Genomic DNA, 14,972 nt, shown 5'->3' with positions numbered 1-14,972 from the left:
GTGGCGAAGACGGCGAAACCACAGGAAAACAATGACAAAACCGGCGCCGGTGTTTGCCTCGACAGGAGACCCAGCCTCGGTCTATCCTCGGCTCATGGCGCATGTCATCGACCGCGACAAATGGGCCAGGACGCCCGATCGCTGCCCCGACCATTGGCAGGGCGAACTGCAGTGCGGTGCCTACGGCTCCAGAAGCTGCCTGATCTTCAACTATCTGCCGGAGATCGGCGGCGGCCCGCGGCTGCACACGCATCCCTATTGCGAGGTTTTCATCATCCGCACTGGCACCGGCCTGTTCACCGTCGGCGATCGGCAGATCGAGGCGTCGGCCGGCCAGATCCTGATCGTGCCGCCGAACACGCCGCACAAATTCACCAATCTCGGCCCAGGTCCGCTGGAGACCACCGACATCCACGAAAACGGCAGCTTCATCACCGAATGGCTGGAATAGGCCATGATCCTGAACCGAAGGTCCGCATTAGCGAAAAGTGGAAACCGGTTTTCGGAAAAGATCATGGTCAAACTAGTGGTAAAATCTGACGCTTGGTGCCCGAGGTTAGGCAACCGCTTTGGGCGGGAAGGAGACCTTAATCCACCAGCCCTCCGACGGCGCGTGTGCTCACACTTCCAGATATTCGCAGCGCTCCTCCTTAGTCTAGCGGACGTTCGGCAAATGGCCGAAGTCGGACCCTGAGCGGACATTCTCAGCGCTCTTCCGCATTTCTCTCTATAGCCGACTTTCAAAGGAATCAGCGCCAATGACCTGGTTCAGACGTTTGTGAGTCGATCCGGCCGCCCGAAACAGTCATTCCCCGACTGACGCAAACGGTCTCGACTTCTTAAGCAGGCTGCCAAAGGCCCATTCCCTGACACGGGCGCCACAGCGATAGGCTGCACGCTACGCAGAAACCAGCTTCTTTTCCGTCGCGAAGGGGCTCAGGCCGAGCCAGGTCTGCATGTGACTGGCGACCTGACGATCGCCGGTGAGCAGGAGCTTTCCCTCGCTCATCGCCTTACGGACGGTCGTCAGCCCCATCCAGATCGCGGTCATGGTGCGCAGGTCGGTGGTGACGTAAAGGTCGACATCGAAGCCGGGATCGACCGAGCAGAGATCCACCGAGCAGAGATCCACCTCAGCGCCGGGCTCGATGAGAAGCCACCACTGCCGGCGAGCGGCCGGCAGTTCGGGGTACAGGAAACGAATCACGCAGCGCCGCGGCGGCAACGGTGAGGGGTCAAGATTGCGGTGCATATCCCACATCAACAGCGACGGATCGAGATGTTGCAGCGAGACATCGGCCTCGAACCAGCGCTGGCCCCATTTGCCGATCGCCTCGACCACCGGCTTTAAGTCCTGTCCGGCAGGCGTTAGTTGATACTCCAGAATTCCCGGCTCGGTCCGCGAAGCAACACGATGGACGATGCCGGCCTCCTCGAAATCACGCAGCCGCTTGACTAGAAGCGCTGGCGACATGAGCGGCACGCCGCGGCGCAGATCGTTGAAGCGGGTCGAGCCGGCCACCAGTTCGCGCAGGAGCACCACCGTCCAGCGCGTGCACAGCACCTCGGCAGCCAAGGCCACCGGACAGAACTGTCCATAGCTGGCTTGTGTCATGGTGAACCTCCTCCCTAGGTTCACCTGACGCTACGGCAGATTGCAGTTTCTGGCTAGTTCAGATTCTATACCGGGACACTTCAATTCCTGAACTAGAGCTCGCCTCCTCCCTTGTGCCATCTTCGTGATGGTTGCGCCAACATCGGCGCTCTAAAAAGCTGAGCTAGGGAGGAATACATGGCTCACAAAAGAATGGCGGACCAATGGGTATTGAAAAGCGAAACCTATGATAACTGCAATTGCGAGATCAATTGCGGTTGCCAGTTCAATCTGCCGAGCACCCACGGCTATTGTCAGTCGGCCTTCATTGGCCACATTGCCGAAGGCTATTTCAACGAGACGCCGCTTACAGGATTGAACTGGGCGGGGCTCTACAAATGGCCTGGAGAAATCAAAGACGGAAACGGCAAACGTCAGATCGTCATAGATGAACGAGCGGACGAAGCACAGCGGAGCGCCTTAGAAACAATAATCTCAGGCAGGGCCTGCAAGCCATTGAGCAATTTCTTCTCTGTTTTCGCGTCGACCTGTTCCGAGTTTTGCGAGACTTTGTTCTTGCCGATCGAGCTGGTGGCCGACCTGGAAGGTCGCACCGCCAGGGTCGAAATACCTGGCATACTCAAGAGCAGGGCGAGTCCGAAGATCAACGAGTTCAATGGTGAACCGTTTCATATTGCGATTGCCCGTCCGAGCGGCAGCTTCGAGTTTACCTACGCGGAACTCGGACTAGGCAGCACATCGGTCACTGGCGATATGGAGATGGTGTTCGAAGGTACTTGGGCGCACTTTTGTATTCACCACTTCAATCAGGATGGCCTGGTGCGCGAAAGATCAAGGCTCACAGCGTGGCTTGGTGCATAAGTCCGGGTTTTGGTGAATGACGGCAGTGCATCACGAGCACCGGTTCGGCCGGCTCCAACGAAGCGATCCGATTGAGACCGAGGCGCCAGACGGCCATTCTTGTGCATGTTCATCCGGTCCTCCGAGGAATCACTGAAATCTCGCAACCTCAGCTTCCTCGCCCGGGACCGGATGGACAACCTATTGAAAGCTCATATCTATTTCGCACCGAGCCTGGCCAGCATGGCCTGGGGGATGTTGTATTCCCGGATCACTGCGTCGTGCTTGCGCAAGCCGCACAATTCGCGCTGGATGAAATAGCCATGCACGGCCTCGGCCGCTTGCCGACTTAGGCCACGGTGAAGTTCTTGTCGCGGTTGTTCACCGCTTTGAACTTGCTGCCGTCGATCGCTCAATGGCACGCGTGAAGAGCTTCAACCGGCGGCACAGTTCGACGAACTGCCCGCACACCGCTCTGATCGCGGCTCCGTTGTCACGCCGGAAGTTAGCGATCGTCTCAAAGTCCGGCTCTCCTCCAACCGACCTAAACCTATCATAAAAAAGCGTTTTTACACAGCCTGGACCCAGAGCGGCCCTCATCAGCCGGTCGATTGAAAACCGCCAATTGAGCATCGAAAGCACCCTTGAGCCATGATCACTGGCGGATAACTGCGCGATGACTTTCCCAATCGTAGCCCAAAACGACAAAGCGCGAGCAAGACCCGAAGACGTGAAACGCGGTGGCAAGGCAAAAGAAGACAAATTTCTGTTGCACGCTGAACGATGAGCACACATCAAGTTCCCCGCGGCCACAAACGAAAGATTTGGCAAGAAGCGCTAAAGGCATTTCCATCTTCGTTGAACGGCTGTACCTTAGCCGATGCCGTAGGGCCGTACTCATGAAACTGCTCCCCATCTTACGCAGTTTTGGTCCGTGATGGTCCTGTGCGTGAAGGCAGAGGAGCGGACATGATCCGGCAGCTTACGTCCTCGGAACGCCAGCGCGGCGCAGCTATCGCGCTCGCCGTGGTGATCGCTGGAGCGGCGATGGCAGCCCTGGGACGTTCGGACACGCTTGGTGTCCAGGGCGTTATCGTAATGCTGTTCGCAGGCGGATTGCTCTACGGAGTGCTGTCCTCGTTCTACGAGCCGGAGCCGACGGAGGACCGGGAGGCGTCGTATTACGACGATCCGATCAAAGTCGGCATTGTGCTTTCGATGGCCTGGGCTGTATTCGGCATGTTCATGGGCGTTTGGGTGGCCGCACAGCTCGCGTGGCCCGACCTTGCCTTCGATGCGGCGTGGTCCAGCTTCGGGCGGCTGAGGCCTGCGCACACCTCCGGCGTCATCTTCGGGTTCGGCGGAAATGCCTTAATCGCGACCTCGTTCCACGTCGTCCAGCGCACGTCTCGTGCACGGCTTGCTGGGCAGATCAGCCCGTGGTTCGTGCTTCTCGGCTTCAATCTGTTCTGCGTTCTGGCCATTTCCGGCTATCTGCTAGGCGTGACCCAGTCGAAGGAATACGCGGAAGCCGAGTGGTATGCCGACTTGTGGCTGGTGATCGTGTGGGTGACCTACTTCATCCTCTACATCGCTACGATCGCGCGACGGAAGGAGCCGCACATCTACGTCGCCAACTGGTACTTCATGGCGTTCATCCTGGTCGTCGCGATCCTCCACATCGTGAACAACCTCGCCGTTCCCGTCTCATGGGGGCACGCCAAGAGCTACACGATCTGGCCGGGCGTCCAGGATGCGATGGTCCAGTGGTGGTATGGCCACAACGCGGTCGCCTTCTTCCTGACTGCGGGCTTCCTCGGCATGCTCTACTACTACCTGCCCGTCAGGGCGCAGCGACCGATCTTCTCCTATCGCCTGTCGATCCTGAGCTTCTGGGGCATCACCTTCTTCTACATGTGGGCGGGTTCGCACCACCTGCACTACACCGCGCTTCCGCACTGGGTGCAGACGCTCGGCATGACGTTCTCGGTGATGCTGCTCGTGCCGTCCTGGGCTTCAGCAGGCAACGCGCTTCTGACCCTCAATGGCGCATGGCACAAGGTGCGCGACGACGTTACGCTGCGCTTCATGATGGCCGCCGTGGTATTCTATGGCCTTTCGACCTTCGAGGGCTCGTTCCTCGCCATCCGGCCGGTGAACTCGCTGTCTCACTATACCGACTGGACCGTCGGGCACGTTCACGCAGGCGCCCTTGGCTGGGTCGCGCTGATCACCTTCGGCTCGCTTTATACGCTCGTGCCCAGCCTCTGGAAGCGCGAGCGCATGTACTCGGAGACCCTCGTCGAGGTGCACTTCTGGCTGGCGATTGCCGGAACGCTGATTTACGCCTTCGCGATGTGGAATTCAGGCATCATCCAGGGGCTGATGTGGCGGACCTACACGGAAGACGGCGCGCTCGCCTATTCCTTCGTCGACTCGCTGGTGGCGATGTACCCCTATTACATCGCCCGCGCCTTCGGTGGGCTGCTCTTCCTGCTGGGCGCGGTAGTGGGCTGCTATAATATGTGGATGACGGTCCAATCCGCGCCGCTCGCTGCGCCGCGCGAAGCAGACGTGCCCGTAGTCCCGGCGACCATTCCGGGGGAATGACGGATGCCTGAACTCTTCCACCGCAAGCTCGAGCGTTCTGCCATCTGGTTCGTTATCGCAATCATCGCGGCGGCGAGTGTCGGCGGCATCGTCGAGATCGCGCCCCTGTTCACCATCGATGAGACGGTGGAAGAAGCTCCGGACATGCGGATGTACACCCCGCTGGAGCTCGCCGGGCGCAACATCTATATCCGCGAGGGCTGCTACGCCTGCCATAGCCAGATGATCCGGACACTCCGGGACGAGGTGGAGCGCTATGGGCCCTACTCGCTCGCCGTAGAGTCCCGGTATGACCGCCCGATGCTCTGGGGGTCCAAGCGGACGGGACCGGATCTCGCCCGTGTCGGCGGCAAGTATTCCGACTTCTGGCACGTCGCGCACCTGACGAACCCTCGTGACGTGGTCCCGGAGTCGAACATGCCCGCCTACCGCTGGTTGGCCCGTACGTCTCTGAAGATTGAAGACCTGCCCTTGCACCTGGCGGCGCAGCGGGCGCTCGGCGTACCCTACACGGACGAGATGCTGGAGAACGCGGCGCGCGACGCCTATGGCCAGGCGACTCCGGACACGGACTTCGCCGCAGGCGTCACTGAGCGTTACGGCGAGGAGACCCAGGTAAGCGCGTTCGACGGAGTGACGACCGACGTCACCGAGATGGACGCACTGGTGGCCTATCTCCAGGTCCTGGGGCGACTGACGGCAGCAGCGTACGGGAATACCGCGGCCCCTGAAGAAGAGCCGGACCCGGAAGGCTAATGGCGGAGGCTATCGGATGGACCTGGATTATAACGCCGTTGTCGCATTCTCGAAGAGTTGGGGCCTTTTTTACCTGATCGCGTTCGCACTCGGCGTGCTCGTCTATACCTTCTGGCCTTCGAACAGGAAGCGTTTCGACAGGGCCAAGCACAGCATCCTCGACGAGGACGACAAGCCATGGAAGTGAATGAACGCGACCCCGTCACCGGCCGCGAGACCACCGGTCACGAGTGGAACGGCATCAAGGAGTTGGATACGCCGGTCCCGCGCGGCGTGCTCATGTTCCTGATCGTAACCCACGTCTGGGCGATCGCCTGGTGGTTTCTCGTTCCATCCTGGCCGCTGGGAACGACCTATACGAGGGGCCTTCTCGGAATTGACCAAAGACAGACGGTCGAGGCGCGCCTCGTCGAGGCGCGGCGCGATCGGGTGAACTGGATGAATCGCATCGAGACGGAAGGCTACGATGTGATCCTCGCCGACGAGGCGCTGATGCAAACGGTTCGCAGCACCGGACGGCAGCTGTTCGGCGACAACTGCGCGGCATGCCACGGCAGGGACGGCAAAGGCGGAGCGAACTATCCCGACCTTACGGACGACGATTGGCTGTGGGGCGGCGGCCCCGAACTCATCGAGCAGACGATGCGCGTGGGCATCAACACGCGGCACCCGGAAAGCCGGATCGGACAGATGCCGGCTTTCGGGCGCGATGAGATGCTCGACCGCGAACAGGTCCGGACCGTGGCCGCCTACGTCTATTCGCTGACGCACCCCGACTACTCTACCCATGAAAACATCAAGCAGATAGAAGCAGGGCGGGAGGTATTCGTCACGACCTGCGCGACCTGCCACGAGGAGAATGCCAAGGGGAAGCGGGATGTCGGCGCTCCAAATCTCACGGACTCGCACTGGATTTATGGTGAAGATCTGGACACGATCATCGCGTCCGTGCACGGCGGACGGCAGGGTCACATGCCGACCTGGGACGAGAGGCTGACGACGGCCGAGATCAAGACGCTCGCGCTCTATGTCCACGATCTTGGAACGCAGCAGCCATGACCACAAAGATATCCCACAGCAAAGCATGGATAGCCTGGGTGCTGGTTCCAGCCGGGTTGCTGATTTTTGCCGGGGCGAACGCGCACCTTGTCTATGTGGCGGTTCAGTCGCAACCGGACTGCGTGGAGCACTTGAAGGCCGGGGGCGAAGGCGAAGGCTACCGCGCGGCGAAGTCAGCGTGCTGAGGAGGAGTGAGATGAGCGAGACCGACAAGTCGTATTGGCTGCTCAGCGAGACCTCGGGCATTGGCGAAACGCGCGACCGGCGCCTCGACCGGGGACTGCCGCTTTTCGAGGGACTCCGCTGGCTCTCTGCGGGCTGGCGGGATTTCTGGATCCGGCCCGCGTCGAGCCTGGCCTATGGGATTGTCGTCTTTCTCCTGTCCGTCGCCTTCGTTTGGACGCTTGTCGGATTCGGTCGTGACTACATTCTGTTTCCGGCGCTTGCCGGGTTCATGATCGTGGCCCCCTTTTTGGCGCTAGGCCTGTATGAAAAGAGCCGGGCAATAGAGGAAGGACGCGCCATCGGCCTCGCCTCGATGCTCCTGGTGCGCCCCACCGGCGGCGCACAGGTCTTCTTCACGGGCCTACTACTGTGTTTGCTCCTGCTTCTGTGGACGCGTGCGGCGGTGCTCCTCTGGGCGCTCTTCTTCGGCGTGACGCCCTTTCCCGGATTCGACCGCATAGTCGGAGTGCTCTTCGGCACCGCATATGGGTGGGCGATGATTGCGATCGGGACGGCGATAGGAGGCCTCTTCGCGGCCTTCGCTTTCGCCATCAGCGTCTTTGCAGTGCCGATGCTGCTCGACCGGCGCGTGGACGCGCTGACGGCTATGGCTGTCAGCGCGAAACTGGTGTGGAACAACCTTCCGCCGATGCTGGCCTGGGGCGCCTTGGTGCTCCTGCTCTTCGCAGTCTGCGTGGTCACAGGGCTTATCGGGATGATCGTCATCTTTCCTCTGCTGGGGCACGCAACCTGGCATGCGTACAGGGCGGTCGCACGTCCAGAGGGGTGAGACCATGAGTTGTTGCGCGCCGGGAGCCGAAGCCGCATTGCTGCTGGCGCCAAGGCGGGAGATTGCCGAGCGCGAAATCGTGCTCGCCAGCCGCGACATGGGGGATGGCGCTTTCCAGACCCAGTTTTCGGTACCGCAAGCGCATTGCGCTGCCTGCATAGCTGCGATCGAAGGCGCGCTGCAAAGTCTCGACGGAATCATCGCGGCACGAGTGAATCTCACGTCCCGACGTGTCGCCGTGAAGTGGAGGAATGAAGGTCGTGTCCCTCCGATGTTCGACGCCCTGAAGGCTGTCGGATACGATGCCTGCCTCGCGGAGACGGAAGACGGCGCATGCGATGCCGAGTTGTCGCGGCTGCTGCGGGCCACAGCCGTGGCGGGATTCGCCGCCATGAACATCATGTTGCTGTCGGTGTCCGTCTGGTCTGGCGCAGATCAGGGAACTCGAAATGCATTTCACTTGATCTCGGCGCTGCTGGCCGTCCCCACCGTCGCCTATTCCGGACGGATATTCTTCGTTTCGGCGTGGAATTTGGCGATGAAGCGCACCGCCAGCATGGACTTTCCCATCTCAGTCGGAATCCTGCTGGCTCTGGGCTTGAGCCTCTACGACACGTCTGTCGGAGGACCTCACGCCTATTTCGATGCGGTAACGTCGTTGATCTTCTTTCTGCTTGTCGGGCGCACGCTTGACCATGCGATGAGGCGGAAGGCGCGGAACGCCGTCATCGGTCTTGCCCGCTTGATGCCGAGGGGGGCGGCGGTGGTCGGGGCGGACGGAAGCCGCGAGTTCCGCGACCTGACAGAAATCGAGCCGGGCGACATGATATTGGTAGCCCCCGGAGAACGCATTCCGGTGGACGGGACGGTTGTCATGGGCGCGGGCAGCCTCGACGTTTCGGTGGTGAGCGGTGAGTCCAAGCCCGAACGCGCGCAGCCGGGCAGCGCCGTTCTTTCGGGAGCGCTAAGTCTTGATGGCGCGCTCACTGTCCGTGCCGAGCGGCGTGCACGGGATTCCTTCCTCGCCGACGTGGTCAGGCTGATGGAGGCGGCTGAGCACGGCCGCGCCCGCTATCGCCGCATCGCCGACCGCGCGGCCGCGCTCTATTCCCCTGTCATCCATCTGCTGGCGCTTGCGACTTGCGCCGCCTGGATACTGCTTACAGGCGACTGGCATCGATCGGTTACGATTGCGATTTCCGTCCTCATCATCACCTGCCCGTGCGCGCTCGGCCTTGCCGTGCCGATGGTCCAGGTCGTGGCGGCGCGCCGGCTGTTCGATCTCGGCGTCACCCTCAAGGATGGCAGCGCGCTAGAGCGCCTTGCCGAGACCGACACCGTGGTCTTCGACAAGACGGGCACGCTCACGACGGGCGCCGCCCGCGTCGAACGGCACACGGTAGCTCCGCAAGATGTTGTGGCCGCCGCAGCACTCGCCTCCTTTTCCAGGCACCCGGTGGGGCGCGCGGTGGCCGCGATGACAGTCGCAAGAGTGGCTATCGAAGGGTTCCGCGAAGTTGCCGGGTACGGGATCGAAGGGCGCGTTGGCGAAGCGTTTTACAGGCTAGGAAGGAAGGATTGGGTCTCCGCAAGCGTGGCCAACGTCCCGAGTGAAGCCTCCACGTGGCTTTCGAAAGACGGAAAGCTTGCGGGTTCATTTGCGATTGCCGACGAAATCCGTCCTGGCGCGAGGCGTGCCATCCGAAAGCTAGCTGACCTCGGGTTGGCGACAGAGGTGCTGTCCGGCGATCGAGTGGAGGAGGCTTGCAGGGTGGCGGCTGCGTTGGGAATCCCGGAAATCCGCCACGGTGCGCTTCCCGAGGACAAGGTCGAGCGTCTGGAGGAGCTGGCGCGGTCCGGCCGCCGCATCCTTATGGTTGGAGACGGGCTGAACGATGCCCCCGCGCTCGCCACCGCGCATGTCTCAATGGCGCCCTCGTCGGCGGCAGACATCGGGCGGAATGCTGCCGACCTTGTCTTCCTGGGCACGAGCCTGGAGGCCGTACCACATGCCATAAGAGTCGCCCGGAACGCATCCCGGCTGGTGCGGCAGAACCTCGCCCTTGCCATCGCCTACAACGTTCTGGTCGTGCCCCTCGCTGTGATGGGCCATGTTACGCCCCTTATGGCCGCTGTCGCCATGTCGACGTCATCGATTCTCGTGGTCGGCAACGCATTGCGCCTTCCGGGCGAGCCTCCGCCCGCAGGATCTCCGGCTCTTCGCAGGCTCGACTTGGCGGAGGCGGCATGAACTATCTCGTCTGGCTTGTTCCAATTGCCTTGGGCATGGGCGTCGCGGGTCTCGCGGCGTTCCTGTGGTCGATGCGCAGCGGCCAATATGAAGATCTCGACGGAGCCGCCGAAAGGGTGCTGCTTTCAGACGCCGCGGACGTTCCCCTTCGTCAGTATGGGTGGAAAAGCGAGGCGGCCGCTCATGAGGCTCGCCCCAAGGGCGGGAAGGCGCCGACCGCCGACGGCGTTTTTTCAAGGAGCAGAACGGACGGAAGGGTTTGACAATGTCTCAAGCTGGTGACAGGCCGTACGACTGGGTGGCGGCGTTGGCTTTCTACTCGGGAGCCGCCGTGCTTGTCCCAAGCCTCGCCGCCTTGGTCGTTAGCCTTTTGGCGGTCGCCTTGGCATTGCTATAGCAACGAGATGGCTGTCCTGCGTAGGGCCGCGGCTCCGCGACTGCTGGCCTCTTCAACTGCTGGCCTCTTCAGTTGCATTCGGATGCGGACGGAGTATCCTTAAGTTTGGGCGCTGGACGTTGCTGCGCCTAGTGCTCGGGCGTCTCGCACGAGCGAAATTGGGGAGTGGCAGGCATGTCCGAGGCAATGCATCCGGCGGCGCCTCATTATCTTCCGCCCTTCATAACGGCCCCTGGCGAGACCGATGTGTTGCTCACAGGGACTGTCATCTTCCTTGTATTGGCCGTTATGGGGATCGGAAGTTTGTACTTCTGGCTCCATTCCTTGCCGGAGCGCATGTCCCACGGCGGCAGTCAGATCCAGTTCCAGCTGGTGGCGGTGCTGTCGCTGCTGGCGTTGTTCACCCACGTCCATGCGTTCTGGATTGCCGCGCTGTTTCTGGCGCTCGTCCCCGTGCCCGACTTCTGGACGCCCCTGGCCAGCATGGCCGACTCGCTCGCCAGGATGGCGACGGGGCGGTTTCGATCCCCCGCCGCGGAGGCGCCGTCTGAGCCGGCTCCCGAGGTGCTTGCCAACTATACGCCGGTCAAGGTGGAGGCCGTACCTCCTCCGACCCCCTTGGAGAAAGCCCGAAGCGACCCCCGCGACGAAATCGCCAAGACGCATGCGCCGGAGCCGTCCGACCGCCATCAGCGCCAGCCGGTGTCAGTGGGAGGTCATGAACGATGATCGAAGTTCTGCTTTGTTCGGTCCTGACCGTCCTGCCCGATTTTCTCGTCCGCCGCTTCGTACAGGGAAAGAGGATTGGTCACGAGATCACGCTCTATTCTGTATGGTATGAGCTGCGATACGGAATAACGGCGTGCATAGCTCTGACAGTGATTCTGCTGACGCTCATTCTCTACTATCATCCGTCGACGTCGAGTGCGATTTCGTTCTTTCGCACCATTCCCATCCTCCCCGAAGGCTCCGGCCGCGTCGAGGAAGTCTATGTGGGCATAAGGGACAAGGTCGAGGCTGGCCAGCGCATCTTCAGGCTTGACAGCTCGGAGCAGGAAGCGGCGCTCGAGACCGCGCGACGGCGCATATCGGAGATAGACGCTGGTTTCGAATTGGCCAAGACCGAACTGGTTGGGGCCGACGCCCGCATCCAGGAAGCGCAAAGCTCGTACAAGCAGGCCTTGGACGAACTTGAAACCAAGACCGAACTTCAACGGCGAAACGCCAGCACTGTCGCGCAGCGCGAGATCGAGAAACTCGCCAACATCGTGGAAGGGCGGCAGGCCGCCATTTCCGCCGTCATGGCAAGCAAGCAGTCAGTCGAATCACAGATTTCGTCCGTGCTGCCGGCGCAGAAAAAAAGCGCCGAGGCGTCGCTAGCCCAGGCCCAGGTCGAACTGGACAAGACCGTCGTCTATGCCGGGGTCTCCGGCACGCTGGAGCAATTCACCCTGCGCAAGGGAGACATCGTCAATCCCTTTATGCGGCCCGCCGGCGTTCTCATACCGGCGGAAGCCGGACGGAAGGCTCTTATAGGGGGCTTCAGCCAGCTCGAAGCCCAGGTGATGAAGGTCGGCATGGTTGCCGAAGCGACTTGTATTTCGATGCCTCTGACGATCATTCCGATGGTGGTCACCGAGGTTCAGGATCTCATCGCGACCGGTCAGGTTCGGGCGTCGGATCAGTTGATCGACGCCCAGCAGGTGGTCCGGCCCGGAACGATCACCGTCTATCTGGAGCCGCTGTTCGCGGGAGGGTTCGATGGCGTGCCTCCAGGCAGCAGCTGCATCGCCAACGCCTACACGAACAATCACGACCGACTTGCCGAGGAAGATTTGGGCACAGCGCACTGGCTGTTCCTGCACGTCATAGATACGGTCGGGCTGGTGCATGCGATCGTATTGAGATTCCAGGCGCTCCTTCTTCCGGTGCAAACACTCGTCTTTTCGGGCGGGCATTGAGGAACCGACGCGCCGTCGAACATGCGGCCAAAGGAAATACCGTCATGTGCACCAAAGTGCGATCTAAGCTCGCTATGGCCGTTCGTGCTTAAATGGAACGGGATTTGAACCGACATAACGCGGAGCAACAACGACGTCTCAAGGGATCAATGCGGCAAGTCATACGCTTGGCCTGCCGACCTTAGTTGCTCAAGTGTTTTTCCGGCGCAACTTCCCGACCAATCTCCGCCAACTGGCTCGGCCTTGCCTCGCATGGTGATTGTGCCGGCCTGATTGTCGGGGGTTATATAAACGGCAACCCCGTCTGGACCAATTTTGGACAAGTAGTAAGCACGAACGATGCCGCTTAAATCACAACGCACCAAGAAAGGAAAGTCCTCGAACGATCCCTCTTGGGCATGTGCTTCAGGGCTATACATGCAGGCAAGCGACGATTGCGCAATGACAGCGAAAACTGTTCCTGTAAATAGCCAACGAGCCTTCATGCGAATATCCTTCCTAGGCCAAATATACACCATTGATTGCCGTTCCTTGACCATCCGGTTCCGAATAAGCTCGATGGCGCTTCGCCACTCGTCACCGACACGATCAATGCGAAAGCATTATCGGCAGCCGGACGTCCGACAGGATGCCTTTCGTAGCCCCACCGAGCACGAAATCCCTCAGTCTGGTGTGACCGAACGCTCCCATGATCATCAGATCGGCGCCGATTTCGATCGCTCGCTCCTGAAGCGACACCTCGACCGGGCAATCCTCGGATACGAATGGCATGGCCTCGGCTGACAGCCCGCGTAGGTTCAGCCCTTGAGCCAAGCGTTGGGCGGCGTCCGTCTCCTGCAGGGACTTCTCGCCCGTCACGGTGAGCACCGTAATCTTGGAAGCGCGGCGCAACACCTGATGTGCATCCGCCACGGCGCGAGCCGCAACACGGCTGCCGTCCCAGGCAATAGCAACGCTGTGCAGCTTCGTGACAGGCTCGACCTCTGGCAGAAGGATCGTCGGCCTTCCCGACCCGAAGATAATGGCCTGCGCGGTCGTCCTGCTCGTGGGGTTGTTCGCCTCCCAGGCGCAGAGAACGAGATCATAGTAACGCGCTTGAATTGCAGCGGTGTCATTCAGCAAGGGAGCGTTCGACGCGACCGCGTCTGTGGTTGAGTCCACGCCTGCCCGTTTCGCTTCCAGCACAACCTTTGCTAGAAACGCTTCGCCGCGATCCCGGCACAGCGCTTCGGCCTCCCGCGTCATTTTGGGGACGTCGACCAGCCTCCACGACAGCGCATTCGAGATGTTTCGGATCTCTACGTTGATGGCCAACGCATGCAGTTGCGCGCCGAGGGCCGCCGCCATCGCGACCGCCCTGGGCACTACCATTTCAGGGTTGGGTTCGGGATAGGTGATAACAGGAAGCAGGGCTATCGTTTTCACTAGGTGCCTCCTTCTGAATGCAGGATACGCGACAGCCATCTAGTCCCAAAGCACTCATCCGGGATGTGCATGGGTCCGCTCACTCGCCCGGATCGTTGACCACGGCCCAACCGTCATCGGGATCGAACGCCGTGATCTTTTCGGCGAGCGCCGCCGTATCGGGCCCGAGATCCTTTTCGTAGACTGTGCCGTACTGGTTTACGACGAAGGTCATGATGCCTGTGCGGTCGTATTCGGCAGGCATCGCGATCAGCCCAAAGCCGGCGATCATGTTGCCGTTGATGACGTAGTCGTACTGGCCGCCGGCGACGTTAGCGCCTTGACCGTTCAATATGCGGTAGCGGTATCCGAAATAGCCGTCCTCGGCGGCCGTCGCCAACTCGGCCTGGCTGATCAGCGAACCGAACGGGCTTTCCGGCACGCCGTCGCCGGGTTCCCAATAGAGCCCGTCATATGTCCCGGGCGTGCTGATCAGCTTCTGAGCATATTCGCCGACGCCATCCTCGTCCCAGTCGGTTTCCTTGTAATCCTCCTGGGCGTCGACGTAGGCGCGCAGGTTGGCGACGGTGGTCAGCTCGTTCTCGCCGATCCTGCGGTTGATGACTTCTTCCAGCCCGGCGATGGTATCGAACGCCCATTTGCCCTCTGTCTGCACGACAGGGAATGGAAACGGCCATACCTGGTTACCAAGAAGAAGCGAGCGGCGGTCGGATGCCAGTTCCTTGACGGCGATGGCCTTCGCCGCCTCTTCGCGGATTTCCGGAAAGCTCGCCTCCACTTCCTTCGACTTCAGCACTTCGCTGGGCGACAGTCCGAGAAGCGAGGCGACGGCCTCCTTGTCATCTTCCTCCAGCGCTTTGCGGAACGCCTCGACGAGTTCGTCGACTGTTGCGAACGGCGTGGGCGCCTCGCCGACAAAGGACTCGAGATCCTTCACCGTGCTGGCTTCTGCTTCCTGCGTGCTGCCGGCCGAAAGCGCCGGAAGGCTCAGCGAGAGTGCGAGCGTTGCCGTGATGAGATAGCGGACCATGATCGTGTTCCCT

General features: G+C 61.0%; 16 protein-coding genes and 2 pseudogenes. 12 read left to right on the top strand and 6 right to left on the bottom strand.

All coding sequences use genetic code 11. From position 1 onward, the window contains the following. Positions 1-94: 94 nt before the first annotated feature. Entirely contained in the window at positions 95-451 is a 357-nt protein-coding gene (locus tag AC0L3I_RS17485; protein WP_473527765.1) for a cupin domain-containing protein, read from the top strand. 447 nt (positions 452-898) lie between these two features. Here AC0L3I_RS17485 and AC0L3I_RS17480 read toward each other — a convergent pair whose 3' ends face one another. Continuing rightward, positions 899-1,615 (bottom strand): winged helix-turn-helix transcriptional regulator, encoded by a 717-nt coding sequence (locus AC0L3I_RS17480; protein WP_473527705.1) that lies wholly within the window; start codon positions 1,613-1,615, stop codon positions 899-901. 177 nt (positions 1,616-1,792) lie between these two features. Here AC0L3I_RS17480 and AC0L3I_RS17475 point away from each other — a divergent pair, with 177 nt between their 5' ends. Then, positions 1,793-2,476: a DUF1326 domain-containing protein gene (locus tag AC0L3I_RS17475; RefSeq protein ID WP_473527704.1), complete on the top strand. Its 684-nt coding sequence runs from the start codon at positions 1,793-1,795 to the stop codon at positions 2,474-2,476. A gap of 197 nt (positions 2,477-2,673) precedes the next feature. On the opposite strand, the pseudogene AC0L3I_RS17470 reads toward AC0L3I_RS17475, so the two are convergent. Together AC0L3I_RS17470 and AC0L3I_RS17465 are read right to left on the bottom strand one after the other, a co-directional pair. Then, positions 2,674-2,802, bottom strand: a pseudogene (locus AC0L3I_RS17470) (DUF6665 family protein); the annotation flags it as partial. A gap of 5 nt (positions 2,803-2,807) precedes the next feature. Next, positions 2,808-2,983: pseudogene (locus AC0L3I_RS17465) on the bottom strand (IS5/IS1182 family transposase); the annotation flags it as partial. A 444-nt stretch (positions 2,984-3,427) separates the two neighbouring features. On the opposite strand from AC0L3I_RS17465, the gene ccoN reads away from it, so the two are divergent. From ccoN to AC0L3I_RS17415, 10 genes are all read left to right on the top strand, one after another. Then, a complete protein-coding gene (ccoN, locus tag AC0L3I_RS17460; RefSeq protein ID WP_473527764.1) occupies positions 3,428-5,065 on the top strand; it encodes a cytochrome-c oxidase, cbb3-type subunit I in 1,638 nt (545 codons plus the stop codon). A gap of 3 nt (positions 5,066-5,068) precedes the next feature. Next, positions 5,069-5,821 carry a cytochrome-c oxidase, cbb3-type subunit II gene (ccoO, locus tag AC0L3I_RS17455; RefSeq protein WP_123148489.1) on the top strand — a complete coding sequence of 251 codons (753 nt, stop codon included), beginning with the start codon at positions 5,069-5,071 and terminating at the stop codon, positions 5,819-5,821. 16 nt (positions 5,822-5,837) lie between these two features. Beyond that, positions 5,838-6,008: a cbb3-type cytochrome c oxidase subunit 3 gene (locus tag AC0L3I_RS17450; protein WP_123148490.1), complete on the top strand. Its 171-nt coding sequence runs from the start codon at positions 5,838-5,840 to the stop codon at positions 6,006-6,008. Then, positions 5,999-6,880 carry a cytochrome-c oxidase, cbb3-type subunit III gene (gene ccoP, locus AC0L3I_RS17445; RefSeq protein WP_258117717.1) on the top strand — a complete coding sequence of 294 codons (882 nt, stop codon included), beginning with the start codon at positions 5,999-6,001 and terminating at the stop codon, positions 6,878-6,880. Before AC0L3I_RS17450 ends, ccoP begins: the two co-directional genes overlap by 10 nt. Further along, on the top strand, positions 6,877-7,065 hold the full coding sequence (locus tag AC0L3I_RS17440; RefSeq protein WP_123148492.1) for a hypothetical protein: 189 nt from the start codon (positions 6,877-6,879) through the stop codon (positions 7,063-7,065). The genes ccoP and AC0L3I_RS17440 overlap by 4 nt, the downstream gene beginning before the upstream one ends. 11 nt (positions 7,066-7,076) lie before the next feature. Then, positions 7,077-7,895, top strand: coding sequence for a DUF2189 domain-containing protein (locus tag AC0L3I_RS17435; RefSeq protein ID WP_473527703.1), 819 nt, complete (start codon positions 7,077-7,079; stop codon positions 7,893-7,895). Positions 7,896-7,899: 4 nt separating this feature from the next. Beyond that, positions 7,900-10,146 carry a heavy metal translocating P-type ATPase gene (locus AC0L3I_RS17430; RefSeq protein ID WP_473527702.1) on the top strand — a complete coding sequence of 749 codons (2,247 nt, stop codon included), beginning with the start codon at positions 7,900-7,902 and terminating at the stop codon, positions 10,144-10,146. Then, positions 10,143-10,409 carry a cbb3-type cytochrome oxidase assembly protein CcoS gene (gene ccoS, locus AC0L3I_RS17425; RefSeq protein ID WP_258117722.1) on the top strand — a complete coding sequence of 89 codons (267 nt, stop codon included), beginning with the start codon at positions 10,143-10,145 and terminating at the stop codon, positions 10,407-10,409. Before AC0L3I_RS17430 ends, ccoS begins: the two co-directional genes overlap by 4 nt. 308 nt (positions 10,410-10,717) lie before the next feature. Further along, positions 10,718-11,272, top strand: coding sequence for a hypothetical protein (locus AC0L3I_RS17420; RefSeq protein WP_473527701.1), 555 nt, complete (start codon positions 10,718-10,720; stop codon positions 11,270-11,272). Next, positions 11,269-12,504 carry an HlyD family secretion protein gene (locus tag AC0L3I_RS17415; protein ID WP_473527700.1) on the top strand — a complete coding sequence of 412 codons (1,236 nt, stop codon included), beginning with the start codon at positions 11,269-11,271 and terminating at the stop codon, positions 12,502-12,504. The genes AC0L3I_RS17420 and AC0L3I_RS17415 overlap by 4 nt, the downstream gene beginning before the upstream one ends. Before the next feature lie 146 nt (positions 12,505-12,650). Here the strand turns inward: AC0L3I_RS17415 and AC0L3I_RS17410 are convergent, their stop codons facing one another. From AC0L3I_RS17410 to AC0L3I_RS17400, 3 genes are all read right to left on the bottom strand, one after another. After that, a complete protein-coding gene (locus AC0L3I_RS17410) occupies positions 12,651-12,989 on the bottom strand; it encodes a hypothetical protein (RefSeq protein ID WP_473527699.1) in 339 nt (112 codons plus the stop codon). Positions 12,990-13,092: 103 nt separating this feature from the next. After that, positions 13,093-13,929: a universal stress protein gene (locus tag AC0L3I_RS17405; protein ID WP_473527698.1), complete on the bottom strand. Its 837-nt coding sequence runs from the start codon at positions 13,927-13,929 to the stop codon at positions 13,093-13,095. 79 nt (positions 13,930-14,008) lie between these two features. Beyond that, positions 14,009-14,959: a DUF2950 domain-containing protein gene (locus AC0L3I_RS17400; protein ID WP_473527697.1), complete on the bottom strand. Its 951-nt coding sequence runs from the start codon at positions 14,957-14,959 to the stop codon at positions 14,009-14,011. Positions 14,960-14,972 lie beyond the last annotated feature (13 nt).

The sequence above is a fragment of the Mesorhizobium sp. WSM4840 genome (genome assembly GCF_055811755.1).
Note: the sequence above shows the minus strand (reverse complement) of the source record. Positions and strands in the feature narration are given on the sequence as shown.